The organism is Haloechinothrix salitolerans, assembly GCF_042662605.1.
Lineage (GTDB): Bacteria > Actinomycetota > Actinomycetes > Mycobacteriales > Pseudonocardiaceae > Haloechinothrix_A > Haloechinothrix_A salitolerans.
In genome coordinates this window covers 5,625,041-5,647,300 of sequence record NZ_JBHSXX010000001.1, presented here as the reverse complement: position 1 = coordinate 5,647,300, position 22,260 = coordinate 5,625,041, and the positions used below count along the sequence as shown (strand labels likewise).

Sequence of the window (22,260 nt, the reverse complement as noted above, 5' to 3'; positions counted from 1 at the left end):
CCTGAGTCGCATTCTCGCGCTGTCAGGACCGCCGCAGCCCGGTGATCTGCAACTCGGCGAACACCGTCGTGACGACGGCCAAGCCTAGCGCGGTCACCACCCCGAGTGTGGTCAGCGACAGCATCCCCGCGATGACGACGATGACGCTGACGATGGTCCAGAGCAGATTCGCGCCCGCGACGGCGCCCGCCGCGCCGCGGTTGATCGTGCGTCGCGTGCCGATCACCAGCACCGTGGCGCCGTAGGCGACGAAGAACAGTCCGATGCCGAGCACGAACGCCATGCTGGGGCCAAGCACCGTGTCGAGCACGCCCGACAGCGACGCGATGAGCACGCCGGTGAATCCGGTGGCGACGCCGTCGAGCACGAGGCTCGTGCGCAACAGACGTCCGGTGGCGGGGGTGGTGACGTCGGTGGTCGCGGTTGTCATGGTGGGGCTTCCCTTCCGTCGTGAATCGGATGCCATCGACGCTAGGAAGCGCGGCACTGCCAACGGTACGAAAACGACTGCCAACCACTGCCAACGCTGGGAAGCCGCGGGTCAGCGCACCGACGTTGCCCGCAGGTCTGCCGCCACGAGTCGTGCCGCGGCCGACTGCCAGTTGTGCAGCGTCCGCTCCGGCACCTGCTCGGCGAACCACGTCAACGCCTGCCGCGACGTCGCGTCGAGTTCGGTCACCTTGGTGCGCACGCTGTATGGCCGGATACCGACGACGTAGTAGAAGTACAGCGCGTTGTAGTGCCGCCACTCCTCGCTGGTGCCGAATTCCGGACCGTCCGGTTTGAGCCTGCGGATCGCGTCGAGCAACAACGCCTTCAGTTCCTTCGCGCGCTCCAGCGGCGTGTCCGCCGCGCCGCGCTCCGCGAGCCGCTTGTCGATCTCCGGCAGTTCGGTCAGCGGGCTCGACACCAGCTTTCCGAGGTCGCCGTAATGTGACAACGCCCTGCGTGTTAGTCGTGCGAACTCGGCGTCATCGACGTCGGCGAGTGTGGAATCCGTTTTGCGGGGTAAGGCATCGGCGACCTCGCGCAACTCAGCACGGGCCCGCCGCACCGGGACCGCCAGCGCTGCCCGGTCGGCCAGCGCCTGCAATGGACTCGCCAGCACGTGCAGCGCGATCGCACCGGCGACAACGCCGTACAGCAGCGCGGTCAGCGCGGGGTCCGAGCCGACGACGGCGATGACGACGCCCACTTGTCCGCCGAACAACGCCGTGGCCAATCCGGATAACGTGGCCGAGCGCAGCATGTCGCCGCGCAGCGACTCACCCGCGTCGAAGGCGTCGAATACCGCGACGCAGCCGCCAAGTAGCGCGAGGTCGAGCCCGATTGAGGCAAGTGTCAGATCCCGGGGCAACAACCCGGACCCGAGCAGGAGTAGACCGGCGGCGAGCGCGACCAGCAGTCCGCCTACGACAGCGAGGCCCACCGTGTTCGACGCTTCGCCACGCTCGCGCGCTGCCCGGTGATCTCGCAGCAGCCGTACCAGCACGAACGCCCACAGCACTGCGGGCAGCCACACGAGCACCTCGGCGACCGCGCCGGTCCACGGCAGGTCATCGAGGGCGATCGCGGCCCCATAGCTCAGCAGCCCGCCGCCTGCCAACGCGAGCACCGGATTCGTCCGGTCGCGTGCGAGCAGATACAGGCCGAGCCACCAGGCGACGGCGAAAGTCAGTTCCATAGGTGCCGCCGTCGTCCCCACAGCGCGACGATCCCGATGACCCCCGCGATCGGCAGCAGGACGATGCCCGGTAGCTGGTACCGCCAGGAGAACTCGAAAGCCGCGGACGCGAACAGGATCGTTACTCCCATACCGACGGATAGCAGCGCCGCCGAACGCAGCCCGCTGGTGCGTGCGCGCCCGACGCCGAGCAAGGCGGCGATCGCGATCACCCCGAACGCCGCGAGCAACGGGCCGGGCGTGTAGCCGACGGTGAGCTGATACGAACGCAGGAATGACCCGATCGCGGGGATATCGGACGGTGCCTCACCGTCGTACTCGCGGGAGTACGCCACCGTGATGTTCCGGTGGTTGTAGTACTGGTACTCGCGCTGGAAGTGCCACCGCGCCACGCTGACGTCATTGGGCGCGTCGGTGCGGGCCGGCCGGAAACCCTTGAGGAAGTCGACGACGACGGCGCCGAGGACGTCGAGCGGCTGCGCCTTGAACACCTCGATGCCGAACTCATGCTGCACCCGAGGGATGTTGGTACCCGGAGGGAAGGTGTCCACCCATTCCTCGTCCGCGGCTCGGTGCGCGTAGTAGTCCGGCCGCCGCTGCCCGACGGGTTCGGTGGGGCAGGCGAGCCGCAGGATCGGGTCGAGGTCAAGCTCAGCGCAGTCGGCGACGACGGCGGCCCTGCTGTAGAGGACGTTGGCCGACGCGTTGCTGAGCCCGATCTTGCCCGTCTGGGTGTAGAAGTATCCGGCGTACGAGCCGATAACGACGGCGAACATCACGAGGAAAGCGCCGGTACGTTGCGCGATGACACGTAGGGCGTCCCGGTCGCGCCAGGCGCGCCATGCCCCGCCAGCGATGATCAGGTAGATCACCGCGGGTACCACGAGCGAGATCGCGATCATCCTGAGTGCTACCGCGATACCGAGCACCAGCCCCGCCAGTGCGGCACGGCGTGGGTTCGGCGCGCCGCTGGTGGATCGGGTGCCAAGAAGCAGCCACAGCATCACGACCAGCGCCACCAGCAGCCAGATGTCGGACATGATCATCTGCTCGATCTGCACGATGTAGGCGTCGAGCAGCACTGGAGCGGCCGCGATCGCCCCCAGCCATGTCGGCGCGCGTAGCCGCAGCGCGAGCGCGTACAGCCCGACGGCGCAGCCGAGGCCCGCGACGTGCTGCACCGCGGACACCAGGTCGAGCCCGCCCACCGACAGCAGGGGGCGCAGGATCAGCAGGTCATACCCGATCGGGTGTAAGCCTGCGGGGTTGTGGATCCCGATGTTGTCGAGGTATCGGAACGAGTCGAAGTACAGCAGTGCGGGCTGGTACGCCAACCAGGCCAGAACGCGCAGCGCGACACCCCCGGCAAGGAGGATGGCGAGCAGCCAGTGCCTCGCGAGGATGCCGCGCACGCGATGTCCCCGCGGCTCGGACCCGAGTCCGACGCCGCGCGTCCCTATGCCTTGGTTCGTTTCCACTGCACCTTCGGATACATCTTCTCGACGTCGACCCGATGCTTGTTCGCCTCGACGATGCCGAACATCGACTCGATCAACGTATCCGACAGCAGATGCGGCTTCAGCCCCAGTTCCTCAAGCCCGGTGTGGGTGACGTTGTAGTAGTGCTCGGCCTGTTCCACCCGAGGATTCTCCAAGTGGTCGATCTGCACCGGCCCGGGGAAGGCCTCCGCGACGGTCTCGGCGATCTGGCGCACCGACTTGCTCTCGGTCATCTGGTTGAACACCCGGAACTCGCCGCGCTCGGCGGGGTTCTCCACCGCGAGCCGGATGCACTCGACGGTGTCACGGATGTCGATGATGCCCCTGGTCTGCCCGCCGGTGCCGTAGACCGTCAATGGCTGCCCAAGCACCGCCTGGATCACGAACCGGTTCAGCACCGTGCCGAACACGTCGTCGTAGTCGAACCGGGTCGCGAGCCGCTCGTCGCGCGCGGTCTGCTCGGTCCGCTGCCCGTAGACGACGCCCTGGTTCAGGTCGGTCGCCCGTAGCCCCCAGATCCGGCACGTGAACTCGATGTTGTGGGAGTCGTGCACCTTGGACAGGTGGTAGAACGAGCCCGGCTTCTTCGGGTACAGCACCCGGTCCTTGCGGCCCTTGTGCTCGACCTCGAGCCAGCCTTCCTCGATGTCGATGTTCGGCGTGCCGTACTCACCCATGGTGCCGAGCTTGACCAGGTGAATGTCCGGGTCGATCTCGGCGATCGCGAACAGCAGGTTCAGGTTGCCGATCACGTTGTTGTGCTGCGTGTACACGGCGTGCTCGCGGTCGATCATCGAATACGGTGCCGCGCGCTGCTCAGCGAAGTGCACGATCGCGTCGGGGCGGAACTCCCGCACCGTGTTGTAGACGAAGTCGGCGTCGAGCAGGTCGCCGATGTAGCAGTCGATGTGTTTGCCCGAGACTTCCTCCCAGGCGTTGATCCGCGTCTCGATGGTCTCGATCGGGGCAAGGCTGTCGACCCCGAGTTCCTCGTCGTAATTGCGCCGGACGAGGTTGTCGAGGACACCGACGTCGTGACCGCGGTCGGACAGGTGTAGTGCCGTTGGCCAGCCGAGGTAGCCGTCTCCGCCTAGGACTAGGACTCGCAAAATCGCTCCACTCCCCGATAGATCGCGTGGCGCCTACGGCAGCCCGTACAGTCCCGCCGACGTCAGCCATGGCACCGTTGAGGTAGCCCGATGCTATCGATGTTTCGGCGGCTGATGTTAACCACTTCGCGAACTGGTGGGAAGAACCGGGCGCTGACCGCGGTGACCAGGCAGGAGCTAGGCAAAAGACCAGGTAAAGGAGAGGGCGAGCGTGGGGAATGAATCGGGTGCCTTCAGTAATGCCACCGGACGGTCTGTCGAGGAGTCGGGCGCTTACCAGCCGCGGTACCGCCGCTACCAGTTCGACCTGATCGCCGAGCATTGCGGCCCATCCGTGCTCGAGATCGGCGCGGGTCTCGGCGAGTTCGCCGAGCAGTTCACCGACCTGGATCGACTCGTCGTCACCGACGTCGATCCCCAGGCCGTTGAGGTGATGGGGCGCAAGTTCGCCGACCGTCCCGAGGTAGAGGCACGACAGTTCGATGTGGACTCCACGCCGGACATCGGAAAGCCGGTGTCGTCCGTCGTCGCGATCAACGTGCTGGAACACATCGAGGACGACGCGGGCGCGCTGCGCTCACTGGCCACGGTCGTGGAACCTGGCGGCAGCGTCGTGCTCTGGGTGCCGGGTTATCAGCGACTTTACGGTGAGTTTGACCGCAAGGTTGGGCACGTGCGGCGCTACACACCGGCCACGCTCGCCGCCGCCGTGGGGCGCGCCGGGCTCGATCTGGAACTCGTCAAGCCGGTGAACCTGCTCGGTGGCATCGCCTGGTGGCTGGCCGTGCGTAAGGGTGGTAGTGGCGCGCCGAACCCGAAACTGGTCGCCCTTTATGATCGGTTTGTCGTGCCCGTCACCCGGACACTGGAACGGTGGGCCCGGGTGCCCTTCGGGCAGTCTGTGCTGTGCGTGGCGCGCGTACCGCACACCAAGTAGAACCCTGGCGGATGAGGCGATGACGAGACTGACGCTGACGGCGCACCGGAAACAGCGGCTGCTGTTGTGGAGCCGCTACACCGGCGCGTCCGTCGTCGCCGCCGCGACCAGCGAGGCGGCGATCCTGACCGCGTACGGTCTCGGTTTGACGGCATTCGTCGCCAGTGTGATCGCGTTCGTCTCCGGCGCGATTCCGAACTACGTGCTCAACCGGCGCTGGGCCTGGCAGCAACGCGGCCGCGCTGACCGCAAGCGCGAGACGTTGCCCTACGTCGTCATCGTGATCGTCACGGCGTTGACCGCCATCGGTGTGACGACGCTGGCCGACCACTGGGCGCAGTCGCACGTCGACTCCCACACGTGGCGCACCATGATCGTCGGCGCGGTCTACCTCGGCACCTACGGGTTCATGTTCATTCTGAAGTTCGTGCTGTTCGACCGGCTCATTTTCGTGAACCGCGCAGCACGTACTCCCGAAGCCACGTCCCAAGCATGACCCTGGCGTAGTTCGCGCCGTAGCGCAGGCTCTTGCCTTTCTTGCTCGCACCGCTGTTGCGCAGCCGCATGCTCATCGGTAGCTCCCGCAGCCGCGCGCCCCTCGACAGCACGCCGAGCAGCAGCTCGGACGCCTGGTACTGCGGCTCAGTCAGCGTCACGGAGCAGGCGAGCTCCGCGCGCATCGCGCGGAAGCCGAACGACGTGTCGGTGATCTTGCGCAACGTCAGCAGCGAGGCCAGCCAAGCGAACACCCGCACGCCGACCCAGCGCACCCGGTTGTCGGATTCCTCGTGCCCGAGCCTGCGTGAGCCCGTGACGAAGTCCGCTTCGTCGTCGACCAGCGGCCGCACCAGCGTGTCCATCTCGGAGTTGTCGTACTGACCATCCGCGTCGGTGGTGACGATGTAGCTCGCGCCGCACTCGGCGGCGAGGTGGTAGCCGAGCCGTAGCGCGGCGCCCTGGCCCCGGTTGGAGTCGGCCACGCAGGTGTAGGCGCCCTGCTCGCGAGCGACCTCGGCGGTCTCGTCGGTCGCGCCGTCCACCACGACGAGGACATCGACGTCCATGTCATGACAGCGCTTCGGCATGTCGGCGAGCACCGGCCCGAGGCCGTCCTGCTCGTTGAACGCGGCGATCACGACGACCAGGTTGGACAGGCGGGGGCGCTGGTAGCGGGAGTGGAACTCCGCGACGGCACGGGCATCGACCTGGTCCGGATACGGCGCGAGACCGCGCCGCATCTCCCGGGCACCCGGTCGCTCGCTCTCGGCCGCTGTCGTGATGGTCACGTCTGCTTCCCCTCCGCCGCTGACACCGACTCCTGAAAGTACGCCCACGTGCTGGCCAGCCCGTCGACGAGGTCAACGGACGGCCGGTAGCCAATGGTCTCCGCGCTCCGGCTGACGTCGACGATCACGGCGGGCATCTCCCCGCCCGGGGCGGGTACGTGCTCAGCGGGCACCGGACGTCCGGTCGCCTGCCGAACTGCCTCGATCATCTCGAGTACTGACACCGACCTGCCCGCGCCGACGATCGCTCGTCCGGTGTAACCGCTGTCCCACGCCAGTAGGATTGCCCGCACGACGTCGTCGATATGCACCAAGTCGCGCTTCTGCTGGCCGTCGCCGTAGACTTTGACGCCGTCTCCGGACAGGGCGGCACGCATCATCCGAGGCACGAAGCTGTCCTTGTGCCCCATGCCGGGGCCATAGACATTGGTGAACCGCAGTGCGCACGTCGTCATCCCGTAGGCACCCGCGTAGCCCGACAGCAGCATTTCGCACGCCGCCTTTGTCGCCCCATAGGGTGTCAACGGCCGTAGCGGCAGGTCGTCGGTGATGGTGCCGGTGCCGACGTCGCCCACCACGGCGTTGGTCGAGGCGAGGATGAACTTCTCGACGCCCCGCTGACGGCCGAGTTCCAGCAGTTCCTGCGTGACGGCGACGTTGTCGGTGTAGGTCTGCGTCGGCCGGTCAACGGACTTGAGCACCGACGTCAGCGCCGCGAGGTGCACGACGCCGGTGGTGTCGTCGCTGAGCGCCGCGTCGCGGACGTCGGGGTCGGCGAGGTCGCCGTGGATGTAGCGGACACCGTCGAGTGGTTTGACCGCTTGCTCACGATCGGCGACGGTGACGGCGATTCCCCGCTCGCGGAACGCGGCGACGGTCGCCTGGCCGATGAAGCCGCAACCCCCGGTGACCAGCACACGGGCCTGCCGCCGCGCTGGCGTGTTCTGCGCTGTCATGGCGGCCAACCTACACCGGTTAGCGAACTGCCCCGCCAATGGTGCCATTCGCGGGCTACCTGAGCTTTCCGGAGTCGAACGATCACGCTACGTTTACTGTGTCGGTAGATACCAATCCGGGCCGAAAGCAAGCCGAGCTGGCAGGGGAGCGAGTGTGCCGGTCGACTTACTTCCGGTCCGCGTTGTTGATCCTGGCCGCCTATTTAACCCGCTGACGAGGAGTACACCCTATGGCCGGTGTTGAGGAGATCCGCGCGGGCATCGCGCTCGCCAATGAGAAGGCATCCGCCAGCATCGCCGCACTGCAACAGGCAGCCCAGTCGCTTGAGGAAGCCCAGCAGTCGCTCGCGGAAGCCACATCGGGCTCTTCTCAGGACGAAGTGAACCAGGCTCACGGCCTACTCGCCGAGGCGATACAGAGCATCACCGGGACGCAAAGCACGATCCAGGCGTGCATGTCCTCGGCCGACGCCTACTCCGCGCGGCTGTAACGCCGATGTCGCTCGACGGCCTTCACCACGCCCTCGCCGCCGTCCATGCCGGGCTCGGGGACGCCAGGGCTCAGCTCACCAGTGCCACTCGGCTGTTGGAGCAGTCCCGTCGCGCGATGTGGGACGCCCAGCTCGCTCACGCGGGTGGCGAGCCGTGGCTCCCGAAGCAACTCGACGTGGCCCTCGATGAACTGGAGCGACAACGCGGCACGCTCTCCGACGCCGGCGAGCTGCTCGACGCCTACCAGGCGAGGTTGTGATCGTGTGATTGGCAAGAAAGCACGGCAGCAGCGCGGCAGGGTGCTGGCCGCGCTGGACGAGCTGCGCACGCGGATTGGCCTCGCTATGGGCGCGGCGCGTAACGCGCGGGCTGAGGCCGAGTTCGAGCTGGCGACGCTGGAACTGGAACGCGCGATCGTCACCGAGGGGTATGACCGTGCCCTGCTGGACCCGTCGCTGGCGCCTCGACCTGGCGATCCGGTGTCCACCGCCGTGTGGCGGCGGCTGGAGCAAGTACGCGCCGCGTTCGGACAGGAATGGGCGGATGGTCCCGCTCGACTGCGGTCACTGGTCGCCGCGAGCGCTCCCGGCCCTGCGGGCGAGCCGCCGGGGCGCTGGCTCGGCAGGGTGGGCACCGACAAGGGGCTCACCGCGCCCGCGCTGTGGCGGATCGGCTCCTGTTCGGCTAGCGGTACGAAGGACGGTTCGGACGACGACGCCTTCGACGTCGCTGTCCCGCTGCTGGATGAGTCGCACCTGTCCATCACCTCGGCGCCGGGGACCCGGCATGCGGTGGACGCGCTGGTCGAGTCGTTGCTGATGCGGGTGCTGAGTACGTTCGAACCAGGTGCGGTGCGGGTGCATCTGTGGGACATCGGGCAGCTCACCGCCGTGCTGCCGAACTTCTACGCGTTGAGCAGGACCAGCGCGGTCACCGTGCACGATCCCACCCGACTGGTCGACCTGCTGGACGAGTTCTCCGGTCACATCAGGCGCATCCACGCCGACGCGTTGCAGGGCGGGCATCCGTCGTTGCGGGCGATGCGGGAGGCGGCGGGCAAACGGATCGAGCCGTGGCGGATCGCGGTGCTCTACGGCAGCGGCGAGGAACTGGAGCCGGAGCAGCGTCGTGATCTCAAACGGGTTGCCAGTGGCGCGCTGGACGCGGGGATCTCGCTGATCCTGGTGGACGTCCCCACCGTGCTCGGCGGGTCCGTGGAGACGATCAGCCTGCGCGACGAGCGCACCGCGTACTGCGGCATGACTGGACCCGATCTGGTGGTGGACCTCGACCCACCGCTGCCGGGGGCGCAGGTCAGCGCGGCGGCCGGGGCGATAGCGAAGGCATTGGTGGCGAAGCAGGGTGGTCCGCGCGGCTTCACTGACCTGGTGCCTCCCGAGTTGGGTAAGGAACGGTCCACTGAGGAACTGCGTACCCCGGTGGGGTTCGACGAGGGCGATCCGGTCGAGGTGGTCATCGGAGACGCGACGCCGCACGCGCTCATCGGCGGGCCGAGCGGGTCTGGCAAGACAAACTTCCTGTACGCACTGCTCGGTGGGCTCGCCGCCAGATACTCGCCGGACGAGCTGGCGCTGTACCTGCTTGACTTCAAGGAGGGTGTGTCGTTCGCGGGCCTAGCTCCGGGTCGTAAGGATGAGAGTTGGCTGCCGCACGCGCGGCTGATCGGTGTCAACGTCAACACGGATCGGGAGTTTGGGCTCGCGTTGCTGCGGTTTCTCGCCGACGAGCTGCGCCGCCGTTCCGCCGCCGCGAAAGAACACGAGGTCACGACCCTTGCCGAGTTACGCGCGGCAGATCCTGGCGGCAGTTGGCCGCGCATCGTGGCCGTGATCGACGAGTTCCAGTACCTGTTCGCCGGGCGTGACTCCGTCACGGCGCTCGCGACGTCGCTGCTTGAGGACATCGCCCGCCGGGGCCGGTCGCAGGGCATTCACCTGGTGTTGGCCAGCCAAGACGTCGCGGGCATCGAGGCGTTCTGGGGCAAACCGGCGGTGTTCGAGCAGTGCACGCTCCGGATAGCGATGCCCAAGGCGCGGCGGGTGCTGACCGAGACGAACCAGGCCGCCGTGACCGCGCCCCGCTGGCACGCCGTGATCAACCATGACTCTGGCGTGTCACACGGCAACCGGGTCGCGCATATCCCGGACGCCAGTTCGCCTGGGGTGTTCGCGCGGTTGCAGCGCTCGCTGTGGGAGCGCTATGCGAGTGGGCACGGGAGTCCTCGGTTGTTCGACGGCGCGGTCGCTCCGGTGCTCATCGAGAGCGCCGCCTACGTCGAGCTGGCGGAGGGGGTGCGACCGCGTGCGTTGGTGGGGCAGGCGATCGCGGTGTCCGATATGGCGTTCGGCGTCGAGCTACCCCGTGCGCCAGGACGCAACCTCGCGGTGCTCGGCGCGGCGCAACGCCCGGCGATGTCCATTCTGGATTCTGCCGCGCGGTCGCTCGCACAGCAGTTCCGGCAAGGCGAGGTGGAGTTCGTGGCGTGTTGCCTTGTCGACTCCTGCGCGCCCACCGTGGCGCGGCTGACAGACCAGTTGCAGCGGGACGGCCACAAGGCGGAGCTGGTCCCTGGGGACGAGCTAGGGGAGCGACTGGCCGCGGTGCACGCCGAGCTGAACGACGACGGCACTAGCCGGGTGTTGTTGCTCTACGGCGTCGACGCCGCGCTACCCACATTGGAACGGAAGGAACCAGGCAAACAGAGCGGGCTCGACGTGTTGCGCGCGATCCTCAAACAGGGACCGGCGCACGGGGTGCACGTGTTCGGCTGGTGGCGCGCGGTGGCGCGGCTCAAGGACACGCTCGGCTTCGGCGGCACCGAGGACATCGGCGCGCTCGCGGCACTCGACGTCCAAGGCAGTGACCTCGGACCGTTCTGCGCGGGACAGGTCGTGCACTGGTCGCCCCGGCCTGGCAGGGCGCTGTTTTTCGATCGCACAACGCACAGCGCGCCCGAGGTCATGATCCCGTACGCGTTGCCGGAGGAGGAGTCGTGACGGGGGAGGAGTCGGCAGAGGTCTCGCCCGCGATGCGCTACAAGGAGATCGCCGGGCTCGCACGGAAGGCCACCGTGGACTTGCAAGCGTGGGAGCGCTCGCGTATGGCCGAGCTGGAGTCGGCGACGCAAGCGGCCCGCGAGGAGATCGAGGCCGCCACCGAGCGCGAGCAACGGACGATGTCTCAAGCTCGGCGGTGGTGGCGAATGGCGGTGGACAACGTCTCCCGGCTGTCGTGGGTGCACGTCGGTCCCGAGCCGGAACCCATCGACTCCGCGCGTGCCTCGCAACTCAGTCGCTACACCGAGGACGTTCGTACGGGCTATCAGGAACTGACCCAGGCAGTCCTGGACCTAGGCTGGCGCGCCCGCTGACGCCCTGTCCAGCGTTCCCGACGCCGTACCCGACACTCCGGACGCTGTGTTGGGCGTTCCCGCCGCCACCTACGATGCCAAGGCATGACCTCGGTGTGGTTCCTGCTTTCGCTCGACACCTATCGCGTGGCCAACGATCAACCATCAGAAGGATGGCTTGACGAACACTGCCTTGCCCGTGTTACCGGCACCATCGACGCGGCACTCGACGTCGCCAATCAGAGCTGCCGTAACGTCGAAGGCGACGTCGTGCTGGTGGAGCACAATGGACGCGACGTGCCCGATGTGGGCTCCGGAGCTGTCGTGCGTTACGCCCGCCGAGACATGGACGGCTCGTTCCTGCGGTTCGAGCGGCGGCCTTCGCTGGCCGAGCGACACGACCTGATGCCACATCCCGAAGGCGGTTGGTATCGCAGGACGTGGGTCAGCGACCACACCGTGCGGACCGACCGGGGTCAGCGGGACGCGGCAAGCGCGATTCACTATCTGCTGCCAGACGGCCAGGGATCACGCTGGCACGCCGTCGCCTCAGACGAGATGTGGCTGTGGCACGGACCCGGCCTGCTTGAGCTGTGGCTGGAACCCGATCCGGATCCTCGTCTGCTTGGCAGCCCCGACCGGGAGGACGCCGAACAGCAGGTCGTCGTCCCGGCTGGCACGTGGCAACGGGCGTCAGCGCACGGTGACGTGCTGGTCAGTTGCGTGGTGTGTCCCGGGTTCGACTTCGCGGACTTCCGGCTCCGGGATCAGTGACGGCGCGGCGAGCGAGACGACGACTGGCGCCGTGAGCCGCCGCGACGGGAGTTGCCATCGCGCCGTGCCTGCGGTCGTGAGGACGACCGGGGTTGTGTCGGCGGATCGGTGGGCGCGAGGTGCGCTGGGGGAGCGGTGAACGGCATGTGGAGGTCGTCGGCTCCTGGCGCTCCCGCCTCGTTGAGCTGGTCGTAATCGACCTGATCGTCTGGTGTGCTGTGGCTGAACGACACTGTCGGCACCTCAGCTGCGCTGGGGTCGGACTGGGAGGTGTCGTGTGATGCTGTCATAAACCGTCCTTACGGAGCTGCGCCGCGCACCCGCTCAGCGAGCGGGTGCGCGGCGCAGCGTTGCCTGTGGCAGGCGGATCAGAGCGCGCGGACGCGGCTGGCCTGCGGGCCCTTGGCGCCCTGCGTTACCTCGAACTCCACCTGCTGGTTCTCTTCGAGGCTACGGAAGCCGGTTCCGTCGATCTCGGAGTAGTGGACGAAGACGTCCGGGCCGCCATCCTGAGCGATGAAGCCGAAGCCCTTCTCCGAGTTGAACCACTTCACGGTTCCCTGTGTCATAACTCTCCTTGTCAGAGTTGTCAGCAGACCGCACTTTGCGGCCTGGTCGGTCCGGTAAACCAGACGGCGACTGCCCTGCAAGAAGAACAGCGACGCCCGCACCTGAAGTTCTGCGCGAGCGTGCCTTGGACACGAACACTTCAAAACTGCGACCACTCATAGCTTACTACGGCATGAGCTGATCTGTCGCCCCGCCATACCGGATGTCGCCTGAGCGTTGGACATCCTCCGCGGCAGCCGTGGCGGAGGTGGGGACTCGCACGTCCGCAGGTCGGGACTCGCGGCACCAGAAGTGGGGACTCGCGCGGGTGGGCCATCACGCCGCGGCGAAGGCTGCCTCGACCTCGTCACGGGTGGGCGGATCGGCACCATGCTTTCCGCAGGCCAAGCCGGCGACCATGGCGGCATAGTCCAGGGCGGTGCTGAGGTCGTCGTCGGTCAGCTCCGGGAGCGCCCGCTGAGTGAGCAGGTCGTGCTCGGCGAGCCAGTGCAGCAGTCCCGCGCTGAAGGCGTCGCCCGCGCCAACGGTGTCCCCGACGTCGACGACCGTCGCGGGCCGCGTGATCGTGCGGCCCGCCGCTATCGCCGTCGCGCCGGAACCACCCTTGGTGAGCACGGCTAGCGTGACGCCGAGCTCGGTGTGCCAGTGGCTTACGATGCGCTCCGGGTCCTCGCCCGGATACGCCCATGCGAGATCCTCGATGCTGACCTTGACGACGTCGCAGGTCGCCACCACCGACTCCAGCCACGGCACGTATCGCTCGCGCGGGCCGACCAGGGCGGGCCTGACGTTCGGATCGAAGCTGGTCACGCGGTGTTCGCGCTGGTCCGCGAACCAGCGGGCCAGCACGTCCGCGCCGGGTGGCAGCGCCATCGCCAGTGAGCCAGCGTGTACGGCCGTGACGCTGTCCGGCAACCGGGTGGGTAGCTCGTGCTCGCGCCACGCCCAGTCGGCGGTGCCGGTCACGTGGAACTGGTAACGCGCGCCGCGATCGGTGCCGGTGGTGACCACGGCGATGCTGGCCGGTTCGTCCGCTTCGATCGCGTAACCGAGGTCGACGTCGTTGGCGGACAGGTTCGCCAGCAGCATGTCGCCAAACCGGTCGTCGCCGAACCGGCCCGCGAAGGCAACCGGTTCACCCAGGCGGGCTAGCGCCACCGCCGTGTTGGCGGGGCTGCCGCCGGGGCACGCCGTCGGGTGCCGTGGATCGTCGCCGACCATCAGGTCGATCAGTGCTTCACCGGCAACGACGATGCGCGCGTCCATCAGGTGCCTCCTCGAGCCGCTGTCGTGCGCACGGACGGTCCCCATCATGCACGCACGCGCAATGCCGCATCGCCCGGCATACGCACCGACGCGCCGAAGGTGGCCTTCGGTACACGGCCGAGCACTGAAGGTGGCCTCCGGCACACGGCCGGTGCGGCCCGTCCGGTGCGGTGGCTTCGGGCGCACTCTCCGGGCTGCCAGCTCAGCTGTCGAAGCCGAGGCCAAGCCTGTCGAGGGTGCGCAGCCACAGGTTCCGCTTGCCGTCGTTGCGGTCGGCGGCTGCCGTGCCGCGCAGCGTGAGCGCGATGCCAAGTGAGCGCACCGGCTCCGGCGGGAACGGTATCGGCTTGCCGCGCACCATCTCCAGCCGCGTCCGCTCCGTCTCCTCACCCGCCAGGTGGTCCAGCATCACCTCGGCGCCGAATCGGGTCGCGCCGACGCCTAGAGCGTGTCTCCCGATTCATCGGGCGAGCATGACGGTGGCGGCGAGGAGTACGCCGCCGAAGTAGGTCCGCGCGTACTTGTCGTAGCGGGTCGCGATTCCGCGCCACTGCTTGAACCGGCCGAAACCGCGCTCGACGGTGTTGCGCTGCTTGTAGAGCTCGGGGTCGAAACCCGGTGGCCGACCACCGGCGGACCCCTTGTCCTTACGGCGTTTGGCCTGGTCGGAGCGCTCGGGGATGGTGTGCCGGAGGCGTCGCCGCCGCAGTTCGCGGCGAGTCGACGGGTGTGAGTAGGCCTTGTCCGCCAGCAGGCGATCCGGCCGGTGCCCGGTCGCGGCCAGGGCCTCGAGCAACGGCGCCAGGCGCGGATTGTCCCCGGCTTGCCCGGCGGACAGCAGCATGGCCACCGGGCGGACACCGGAGGTGACCAGGGCGTGGACCTTGGTGGTCAATCCGCCGCGCGAACGACCGATCGCGTGGTCGTCCGGCTCGGAAATCTTGTCATTCGACCTGGCCCCCTGTGTGGTCCGCGGAGGGCGCGCCGGCGGCATGCTGGTGCGCCCGCACGACGGTGGAGTCCACCGACAGCAACCAGTCCAGCTTGCCCGTATCGGCGTGGTCGGACAGCACATGCTCGAAGATCCGCTCGTACGTGCCGTCGCTTGACCAGCGGCGATGCCGCTTCCACAAGGTCTGCCAGGGGCCGAACTCAGCGGGCACATCACGCCACGGCGATCCGGTGCGAAAGCGCCACGCGATCGCTTCCAGCACCTGACGGTGATCACGCCAGCGCGCACCACGCCGCCCAACATCAGACGGCAACACCGGCTCGATCGACTCCCACAACTCGTCCGTGATCACACCAGTTCTGATCATTCACCGATCATCAGCGAACCACCGGCCGATATTCGGGAGACACGCCCTAGCCCGGTGTATCCGGCCGCGTAGGCGAGCCGCCCGCCGTACGCCGTGCCGAAGAAGGGGCTGAACCGGCTGCACGTGTCGATCACTCCACCCCAGCGGTGTGTGAACCGCACGCCCGTGAGCTGCGGGAACGTCGCGAAGAAGTGCTCGGACAGCGTCTGGAACGTCGCTGGCCGCTGGTCGAACTCGTCGCGGATCGCGCCGCCGAAGTGGTGGATTACGTCGTAGCCACCCCACAGGATTCGATTGTCCGCGCTGAGCCGGTAGTAGTGGAACTGGTTGCCCGCGTCGGACAGTCCTTCCCGACCTCGCCAGCCGATACTGGCCAGTTGCGCGTCGGTCAGCGGCTCGGTCATCAGCGCGTAGTCATACACCGGCGCGAGGTAGCGCCGCAGCCGCCGCAACGGCCCTGCGAAGGCCCCCGTCGCCCACGCCACCCGCCTGGCGCGCACCGACCCGCCGTCGGTCTCGACCCGTAGCGCGTCGGAGTCCCGCCGGATGCGTCGCGCGGCGCTGCGCTCGAAGATTCGCACGCCGCGCCGCAGGCACGCCTCGCGCAGCCCCCACGCCAGCTTGGCGGGGTGCAGCATCGCGACGGCGTCCGGCGGCATTACCACCCCACCGAGGTACGTCGGTGAGTCCACCCGGGCACGCGCCTGCGAAGCATCCAGCACCTCGACGTCGTAGCCGAGCCGTCCTAGCTGCTCGGCTTCCTCGGTCAGCTCGGTGAGCTGCCACGGTTCGGTGGCCAGCACCAGCTCGCCGGTGCGTTCGAACTCGCAGTCGATGCCGTGTCGCTCGATCGCCGCCTCGATGTGGTCCAGGTTCACCCGTCCGAGGCGTTCCAGTTCGGCGATCTCGTCGGGCCATCGGGCCGCGCCGTTGCCGTAGCCGTGGGTGAGGCTGGCGGCGCAGAACCCGCCGTTGCGCCCCGACGCCGCCCAGCCCGCGGTGTTCGACTCGATCAGGACGACGTCGCGATCCGGGTCGCGCTCGGTGGCGATCAGCGCTGTCCACAGGCCGCTGAACCCGCCGCCGACCACGAGCAGGTCAGCAGTCAGGTCGCGGTCGAGCACCGGCGATGGCTCTGGGACGTCGTGGACGTCGGGGTCCAGCCAGAACGGCACCGGTGTGGCGTCGGCCCAGGCAGCGGCGGCGGTTGCCGCGTCGGGTGTCATGGTCATGATCGCCGCCGTTTCGCCATGATCACGTTGATGACCGCCAGCGCGACGCCGACCGCGAGGATCAGCGTGCCCATGACGTTGACCTGCGGCGGGATGCCGACCCGGGTGGCGCCCCAGATCCACAGCGGGAACGTGGTGACGTCGCCAGCGACGAACGACGTGATGATGTAGTCGTCGATCGACAGCGCGAACGCCAGCAGCCCGCCCGCCATGATCGCCGGCAGCAGCATCGGCAGCGTGACCAGCCGGAACGTCGTCCACGGCCCGGCACCGAGGTCGCGTGCGGCTTCCTCGAGGTTCGGATCCAGCGTGATCACCCTGGCCCGCACCGTGATCGCCACGAACGAGATCGTGAACATCACGTGCGCGAGCAGGATCGCCAGGAACCCGGTCGCGATGCCGACCAGTAGGAACAGCGACAGCAACGCCGCGCCGAGCACGACTTCCGGTGCGCAGATCGCCGCGAACATCACCAGGTTCGTCGTGCCCTGGCCACGGAAGCGGTGCCTGCCGAGCGCGAGCCCGAGCAGGCTGCCGATCGTCCCGGCGATCACCATGGTCAGCACGCCGATCGCCAGGGTGTACAGCAGGGCTTGGGTGAGGTCCGCGTGGTCGAACGCCTGCCCGTACCACTTGAGCGTGAAGCCCTCCCAGGTGACGTTGTGCCTGCCCTGGATGTCGTTGAAGCTGAACGCGATCATGAACGTGATCGGCGTGAACAGCCACGCGAGCACACCCCACGTGAACCATTTGCCCCAATCGATACGGCGATGCCAGGGCGTCGTGCGGACACCCTCGGGGTCACCGTCGGTGACACCGGAGGGGGTGCTGGTTGGCATGTCGAGGCCGCTGGTCATTTCGCCTGCACCTCCATCACGCGCTCCGTGCCCAACGCTCGCGCGTAGGTGAAGATCCCGAGCAGCAGCACGGCCATGAGCACGAAGGTGATCGCCGCCGCGATCGGGTAGTCGTTGTTCACGAGGTACTGGGTTTTGATGATGCTGCCGATCATGGTGTTACCCGGCCCACCAAGCACCGAGGCGTTGACGTAGTCGGCGGTGGTTGGGATGAACGTCATCAGTCCGCCCGCGAACACGCCTGGTAGTGAGATCGGCAGTACGACCCGCAGGAACGCCTGGAGCTTGCTGGCGTAGAGGTCGTGGGCGGCCTCGACGACGCGATGGTCCATGCGTTCCAGCACCGCGTAGATCGGCAGCACGATGAACGGCAGGAAGTTGTACGCGAGGCCGAGCACAACGGCGGGTGCGGTGTTGAGCACGCCGAAGTCGTCCGGCAGCAGCCCGATCGACTTGAGCGTGCCGAGCACGACGCCGTTGTCGCTCAACGTGAACTTCCACGAGATTGTCCGCAGCACGAACGACACGAAGAACGGCAACAGGATCAGCAGCAGGTACGTCGACTTGTGCTTGCCGCCGTGGAACGCGATCCAGTACGCCGCCGGGTAGCCGATCGCGACGCAGATCAGCGTCGCGCCGAGCCCGTAGAGCAGCGAGCGGAACAACTGTTCGGAGTAGGTGCTGATCGCGTCGACGTAGTTGCCGACGTTGAACGTCTGCTCGAAGCCGGTGATCACGTTGCCGCTGGTCAGCGACAGCGACACCATGCCGGCCAGCGGCACGACGAAGAACAGCGCCAGCCATGCCCAGCCGGGCAGGGCAAGCAGATACGGGGTCAGTTTGCGTCGCATGGGTCAGGCCTGGGTCACCGCGTGAAACACGGACGTGAACGCCTTCTCCTTGCCCGGTTCGAGCGCCACGTAGTTGTGCAGCCGGGAGTAGTCCTCTTCGGACGGGAACACCAGCGGGCTCTCGACAAGGCGTTCCAGCTCGGCACGGGCCTTGCCGGACGCGTCCTGCGCCTGCTCACGCAGGATGTCCTGCGCTTTCGGCACCGGCGGGATGTAGGTGATGTACTCGGTGAGCCCAGCCGCGATGTCCGGCTGGTACAGGAAGTCGATCAGCTTGAGCGCGTCGACCGGGGCCTCGGACGTCGTTGGCACGCACATGACGTCGGTCCAGATCGTCGCGCCCTCTTCGGGAACGACGAACCTCAGGTCGGTGCCCGCCTCGGCGTTCTGCTGGTAGATATCGCCGGACCACGCCATTGTCAGCCAGACGTCGCCGTTGGTCAGCGGCTGCACGAAGTCTTGCGCGTAGTAGGAGCGGACGATGCCGTCGTCGCGCTGTTGTCGCAGCTTGTCGGCAGCGGCCTGCCAGTCCTGTTCGGTCGATTCGGCCGGGTTTACGCCGCCCGCCAGCAGCCCGAAGTTCGCGATCTCCTGCGGATCGGACATCATGCCGACCTTGCCCTTGAACTTCGGGTCCCACAGGTCGGCGATGCTGGTGATCTCGCGGTCGACGTACTTCGGGTTGTAGGCGATGCCGGTGATCCCAGACGCGTACGGCGCGGTGTGCTTGTTGCCGGGGTCGTACGAGTTGTTCCGGTACGCCTCGCCGATGTTCGCCGTGAAGTTCGGCATCCGCTCATGGTCCAGCGGCGCGAGGTAGCCCAGTGCGAGGAAACGTGCCAACTCGATGCCGTTGGTCAGCACGAACATGTCGTAGCCGGTGGAGTCGCCGTTGGCGAGCTGCGGCTGGAGCTTGCCCGCGAACGCGGCGATGTCCTGGACGTCTTCCTTGTAGTCCACCGTGATGCCTGTCGCCTTGGTGAACTGCTTGAGCTGGGTCCGCTTCGAGTCGATGTAGAGCGGCCAGTTGGCGAACCGGACGTTGCCGGTCTCCTTCTTGCCTTGCCAGAAGTCGTCGTCGGCGACGGCTTCCTGCTGCTTACCGGACACGCCGCAGGCGGACAGGCCGATGCCGGCCGCGGCCATGGCGGAGAGCTTGAGCATGTCGCGGCGGCCATAGCGGGCTTGCGTCATGCCGCGAAACAGGGGGTTGGTACGCACGGTGGGGCCTCCTTGCGCAGGGGAATCGGGGCCGTCTAGGACGGCAGGAGGTAGGAGTGAGTGGGACGCCAGGACAGCCAGACCTCGCTGCCGCGTCCCGCGATGGCGTCCGCCGCGCTCAGGTCGCGGTCGTTCTGCTGGAAGACGACGATTTCGGTGCCTGTCGCGGTGTCGCTACCGATCAGCACTGTGTAGTGCGTGGACGAGCCGAGGTAGACGGTGTCGGTCACGGTGCCGCGCACCCGGCTCATGCTGGCGTCCGGCGGCTCGGTGCTGAGCTGGATCTTCTCCGGGCGCACCGTGATGTCGACCGAGGTGCCCTCGCTGAGGCGCTCGGCGATGCGCACGTGCTGGCCGCAGTCCAACCGGACGTCGGTGCCCTCGGACGTCGTGGCCGCGGCGGTGCCGGTGAGCAGGTTCGACGTCCCGATGAACTCGGCGACGAACCGCGTCGCGGGCCGCTCGTAGATCTCGGCCGGGGTGCCAAGCTGTTCCACGTAGCCGCCGTTCATCACGGCGATGCGATCAGACATCGTCAGCGCCTCACCCTGGTCGTGGGTGACGTAGATGAACGTGATGCCGATGTCGCGCTGAATGCGCTTGAGTTCCATCTGCATCGCCTGACGGAGCTTGAGGTCCAGCGCGGCGAGCGGCTCGTCGAGCAGGAGCGCGCGGGGCTGGTTGACCAGCGCACGAGCCAGCGCGACCCGCTGCCGTTGTCCACCGGAGAGTTGCGACGGCTTCCGCTTCGCCTGGTCGCCCAGCTCGACAAGCTCCAGCATCTCGGTGACGCGGCGATCGGTCTCGGCCTTGCCGACGCGCTTGCGCTTGAGTCCGAACGCGACGTTGTCCGCCACGCTCAGGTGCGGGAACAGCGCATAGCTCTGGAACACCATGTTGACGTCGCGGTGGTTCGGCGCGACGTCGGTGACATCGGTGCCGTCCAATCGCACGACACCGGTCGTGGGCTCCTCGAACCCGGCGATCATCCGCATGGTCGTCGTCTTGCCGCAGCCGGACGGGCCGAGCAGCGAGAAGAACTCGCCGGCCTGGATGTCCAGGTCGAGCCCGCCGACGGCGGTGAAGCTCTCCCGGCCGGACTGGAACGTCTTGGTGACACCCGCCAGGCTGATCGCTGGCGCCGGGGCGCTCGGCATCCCCGCCGCCGTGGTGGCTGGCGCCTCGGTTGTGGCTGTCATGCGGTCTCCCATCAGCCGATGTAGCTCATGACGTGCTTGACGCGGGTGTATTCCTCGAAGCTGTAGCCCGACAGGTCCTTGCCGTAGCCGGAGTGCTTGAAGCCGCCGTGCGGCATCTCGGCGATGAGCGGGATGTGGGTGTTGATCCACACACAGCCGAAGTCGAGCCGCCGCGAGACCCGCAACGCTCTGGCATGGTCGCGCGTCCAGACGCTGGAAGCCAGCCCGTATTCCACGGAGTTGGCCCAGTTCACAGCGGTATCCTCGTCGTCGAAGCGCTGCACGGTGACGACGGGGCCGAAGATCTCGTCGGTGACGAGCTCGTCACCTTGACGCAGCCCGGCGACGACGGTTGGCGCGTAGAAGTAGCCGGTGTCGCCGACCCGCTCGCCCCCGGCGAGGACCTTGGCGTGGTCGGGGGCCCGGTCGAGGAAGCCGGACACCCTGGCGAGCTGGTTCGGGTTGTTCAAGGGGCCGTAGTCGGCGTCGGGGTTGTCCGGGCCTGCCGTGACGGTCTTCCGCGCCTGCTCGGCGAGCGCGGCGGCGAGGTCGTCGTGGATGCCGGGAGCGGCGAGCACGCGCGTGGCGGCCGTGCAGTCCTGTCCGGCGTTGAAGTACCCGGCGCCCGCGATGCCTTCGGCCGCGGCCTCGATGTCGGCGTCGTCGAACACGACGACGGGGGCCTTGCCGCCCAGCTCGAGGTGCAGCCGCTTGAGGTCCTTGGCACCTGCCTCGGCAATCTCCTTGCCCGCGCGGGTGGAGCCGGTCAGCGAGATCAGCCTCGGCGTCGGGTGGTCCACGATGGCCCGCCCGGTGTCACGGTCGCCGGTGACGACGTTGAACACGCCCTCGGGCAGGAACTCCGCCGCGATCTCCGCGAGCAGCAGCGTGGACATCGGCGTCGTGTCGGACGGTTTGAGCACCACGCTGTTGCCCGCCGCCAGCGCCGGGCCGATCTTCCACGACGCCATCGCCATCGGGTAGTTCCACGGCGTGATCTGTCCAACCGGGCCGATCGGCTCGCGCCGGACCCACGACGTGTGTCCCGCCATGTACTCGCCAGCGGCCTTGCCCTCGAGGTTGCGCGCCGCGCCCGCGAAGAACCGCAGCGCGTCGAGGACCTGGAAGATCTCCTCGTCCTTAGTCATCTGCGCTGGCTTGCCGCAGTTCTGGACTTCGAGGTCCACCAGCTCGTCGGCGCGGTCTTCGACGGCGTCGGCGAACTTGTTCAGCGCGATCTGCCGCTCGGCGGGGGTGGTGTCGCGCCAGCCGTTCTCGAAGGCGTCGGTCGCGGCGCGGAACGCGGCGTCGACGTCTTTCGCGCTGGACAGCGGCGCCTCGGCGATGACATTGCCGGTGGCCGGGTCGACGATCTCGGACGTCTTGCCGTCGGCGGCGTCGACGTAGGCGCCGTTGATGAAGTTCTTGAGCCGGCGAACCTGCGGGGGCACTGGAGATCACTCCTCGGCTGTCGTGGTTGTGGGGTTGTCTGTGGCTTCTGGTGGCCGCTGTGATGCGGGGCACGTGCCGACGACTCTGGCACACGATTCCCGTGATCACAAGGGATTCCGTTGTAAAAACTGTGTCTCGCGACTAATAACGGAGTATTGAGCGGTACTGCGCCACGGTTTGCCTCGG

General features: G+C 67.7%; 22 protein-coding genes and 2 pseudogenes. 7 read left to right on the top strand and 17 right to left on the bottom strand.

Going from position 1 to position 22,260, the window contains the following annotated elements:
- Positions 1 to 22: 22 nt before the first annotated feature.
- The 4 genes from ACFQGD_RS26930 to ACFQGD_RS26915 form a co-directional block, all read right to left on the bottom strand.
- A complete protein-coding gene (locus ACFQGD_RS26930; protein WP_345393602.1) occupies positions 23 to 430 on the bottom strand; it encodes a hypothetical protein in 408 nt (135 codons plus the stop codon).
- A gap of 111 nt (positions 431 to 541) precedes the next feature.
- Entirely contained in the window at positions 542 to 1,684 is a 1,143-nt protein-coding gene (locus ACFQGD_RS26925) for a hypothetical protein (RefSeq protein ID WP_345393599.1), read from the bottom strand.
- Positions 1,675 to 3,162, bottom strand: coding sequence for a TgpA N-terminal domain-containing protein (locus ACFQGD_RS26920; RefSeq protein WP_345393596.1), 1,488 nt, complete (start codon positions 3,160 to 3,162; stop codon positions 1,675 to 1,677). Before ACFQGD_RS26920 ends, ACFQGD_RS26925 begins: the two co-directional genes overlap by 10 nt.
- Positions 3,141 to 4,292 carry an NAD-dependent epimerase/dehydratase family protein gene (locus ACFQGD_RS26915; protein ID WP_345393593.1) on the bottom strand — a complete coding sequence of 384 codons (1,152 nt, stop codon included), beginning with the start codon at positions 4,290 to 4,292 and terminating at the stop codon, positions 3,141 to 3,143. The genes ACFQGD_RS26920 and ACFQGD_RS26915 overlap by 22 nt, the downstream gene beginning before the upstream one ends.
- A gap of 211 nt (positions 4,293 to 4,503) precedes the next feature.
- On the opposite strand from ACFQGD_RS26915, the gene ACFQGD_RS26910 reads away from it, so the two are divergent.
- Both ACFQGD_RS26910 and ACFQGD_RS26905 read left to right on the top strand, forming a co-directional pair.
- Positions 4,504 to 5,229 (top strand): class I SAM-dependent methyltransferase, encoded by a 726-nt coding sequence (locus ACFQGD_RS26910; RefSeq protein ID WP_345393590.1) that lies wholly within the window; start codon positions 4,504 to 4,506, stop codon positions 5,227 to 5,229.
- Positions 5,230 to 5,248: 19 nt separating this feature from the next.
- On the top strand, positions 5,249 to 5,725 hold the full coding sequence (locus tag ACFQGD_RS26905; RefSeq protein WP_345393587.1) for a GtrA family protein: 477 nt from the start codon (positions 5,249 to 5,251) through the stop codon (positions 5,723 to 5,725).
- Here ACFQGD_RS26905 and ACFQGD_RS26900 read toward each other — a convergent pair.
- Positions 5,673 to 6,530, bottom strand: a pseudogene (locus ACFQGD_RS26900) (glycosyltransferase family 2 protein); the annotation flags it as partial. The gene ACFQGD_RS26905 and the pseudogene ACFQGD_RS26900 sit on opposite strands and share 53 nt — an antisense overlap.
- Positions 6,512 to 7,471, bottom strand: a complete 960-nt coding sequence (locus ACFQGD_RS26895) for an NAD-dependent epimerase/dehydratase family protein (protein WP_345393584.1) — start codon at positions 7,469 to 7,471, stop codon at positions 6,512 to 6,514. The gene ACFQGD_RS26895 and the pseudogene ACFQGD_RS26900, both read right to left, overlap by 19 nt.
- 230 nt (positions 7,472 to 7,701) lie before the next feature.
- On the opposite strand from ACFQGD_RS26895, the gene ACFQGD_RS26890 reads away from it, so the two are divergent.
- The 5 genes from ACFQGD_RS26890 to ACFQGD_RS26870 all read left to right on the top strand — a co-directional run bounded on the left by ACFQGD_RS26890 (position 7,702) and on the right by ACFQGD_RS26870 (position 12,107).
- A complete protein-coding gene (locus ACFQGD_RS26890) occupies positions 7,702 to 7,962 on the top strand; it encodes a hypothetical protein (protein WP_345393581.1) in 261 nt (86 codons plus the stop codon).
- Positions 7,963 to 7,967: 5 nt separating this feature from the next.
- Complete coding sequence (locus tag ACFQGD_RS26885) at positions 7,968 to 8,222, top strand: hypothetical protein (RefSeq protein WP_345393578.1); 255 nt, start codon at positions 7,968 to 7,970, stop codon at positions 8,220 to 8,222.
- A 7-nt stretch (positions 8,223 to 8,229) separates the two neighbouring features.
- Positions 8,230 to 10,980, top strand: coding sequence for an FtsK/SpoIIIE domain-containing protein (locus tag ACFQGD_RS26880; RefSeq protein ID WP_345393857.1), 2,751 nt, complete (start codon positions 8,230 to 8,232; stop codon positions 10,978 to 10,980).
- A complete protein-coding gene (locus ACFQGD_RS26875; RefSeq protein WP_345393575.1) occupies positions 10,977 to 11,354 on the top strand; it encodes a hypothetical protein in 378 nt (125 codons plus the stop codon). Before ACFQGD_RS26880 ends, ACFQGD_RS26875 begins: the two co-directional genes overlap by 4 nt.
- 84 nt (positions 11,355 to 11,438) lie before the next feature.
- On the top strand, positions 11,439 to 12,107 hold the full coding sequence (locus tag ACFQGD_RS26870; protein ID WP_345393572.1) for a cupin domain-containing protein: 669 nt from the start codon (positions 11,439 to 11,441) through the stop codon (positions 12,105 to 12,107).
- Here ACFQGD_RS26870 and ACFQGD_RS26865 read toward each other — a convergent pair.
- From ACFQGD_RS26865 to ACFQGD_RS26815, 11 genes and pseudogenes are all read right to left on the bottom strand, one after another.
- Entirely contained in the window at positions 12,101 to 12,397 is a 297-nt protein-coding gene (locus tag ACFQGD_RS26865; protein ID WP_345393569.1) for a hypothetical protein, read from the bottom strand. The two genes, ACFQGD_RS26870 and ACFQGD_RS26865, sit on opposite strands and share 7 nt — an antisense overlap.
- A gap of 78 nt (positions 12,398 to 12,475) precedes the next feature.
- Positions 12,476 to 12,676: a cold-shock protein gene (locus ACFQGD_RS26860; protein ID WP_345393566.1), complete on the bottom strand. Its 201-nt coding sequence runs from the start codon at positions 12,674 to 12,676 to the stop codon at positions 12,476 to 12,478.
- Positions 12,677 to 12,992: 316 nt separating this feature from the next.
- Entirely contained in the window at positions 12,993 to 13,943 is a 951-nt protein-coding gene (locus ACFQGD_RS26855; RefSeq protein WP_345393563.1) for a carbohydrate kinase family protein, read from the bottom strand.
- 202 nt (positions 13,944 to 14,145) lie between these two features.
- Positions 14,146 to 14,352 (bottom strand): hypothetical protein, encoded by a 207-nt coding sequence (locus tag ACFQGD_RS26850; protein WP_345393560.1) that lies wholly within the window; start codon positions 14,350 to 14,352, stop codon positions 14,146 to 14,148.
- Between the two features lie 51 nt (positions 14,353 to 14,403).
- Positions 14,404 to 15,262 (bottom strand): annotated as a pseudogene (locus ACFQGD_RS26845) (IS5 family transposase).
- Positions 15,259 to 16,494 carry an NAD(P)/FAD-dependent oxidoreductase gene (locus ACFQGD_RS26840; protein ID WP_345405230.1) on the bottom strand — a complete coding sequence of 412 codons (1,236 nt, stop codon included), beginning with the start codon at positions 16,492 to 16,494 and terminating at the stop codon, positions 15,259 to 15,261. Before ACFQGD_RS26840 ends, ACFQGD_RS26845 begins: the two are co-directional and overlap by 4 nt.
- A complete protein-coding gene (locus ACFQGD_RS26835) occupies positions 16,491 to 17,351 on the bottom strand; it encodes an ABC transporter permease (RefSeq protein WP_345405227.1) in 861 nt (286 codons plus the stop codon). Before ACFQGD_RS26835 ends, ACFQGD_RS26840 begins: the two co-directional genes overlap by 4 nt.
- Entirely contained in the window at positions 17,348 to 18,202 is an 855-nt protein-coding gene (locus ACFQGD_RS26830; RefSeq protein WP_345405225.1) for an ABC transporter permease, read from the bottom strand. Before ACFQGD_RS26830 ends, ACFQGD_RS26835 begins: the two co-directional genes overlap by 4 nt.
- Before the next feature lie 3 nt (positions 18,203 to 18,205).
- The gene (locus tag ACFQGD_RS26825) at positions 18,206 to 19,423 is read right to left on the bottom strand and encodes an ABC transporter substrate-binding protein (RefSeq protein WP_345405223.1); all 1,218 of its coding nucleotides are present in this window, start codon (positions 19,421 to 19,423) and stop codon (positions 18,206 to 18,208) included.
- 35 nt (positions 19,424 to 19,458) lie between these two features.
- Positions 19,459 to 20,622: an ABC transporter ATP-binding protein gene (locus ACFQGD_RS26820; RefSeq protein WP_345405221.1), complete on the bottom strand. Its 1,164-nt coding sequence runs from the start codon at positions 20,620 to 20,622 to the stop codon at positions 19,459 to 19,461.
- A gap of 11 nt (positions 20,623 to 20,633) precedes the next feature.
- A complete protein-coding gene (locus ACFQGD_RS26815) occupies positions 20,634 to 22,073 on the bottom strand; it encodes a gamma-aminobutyraldehyde dehydrogenase (protein WP_345405218.1) in 1,440 nt (479 codons plus the stop codon).
- Positions 22,074 to 22,260 lie beyond the last annotated feature (187 nt).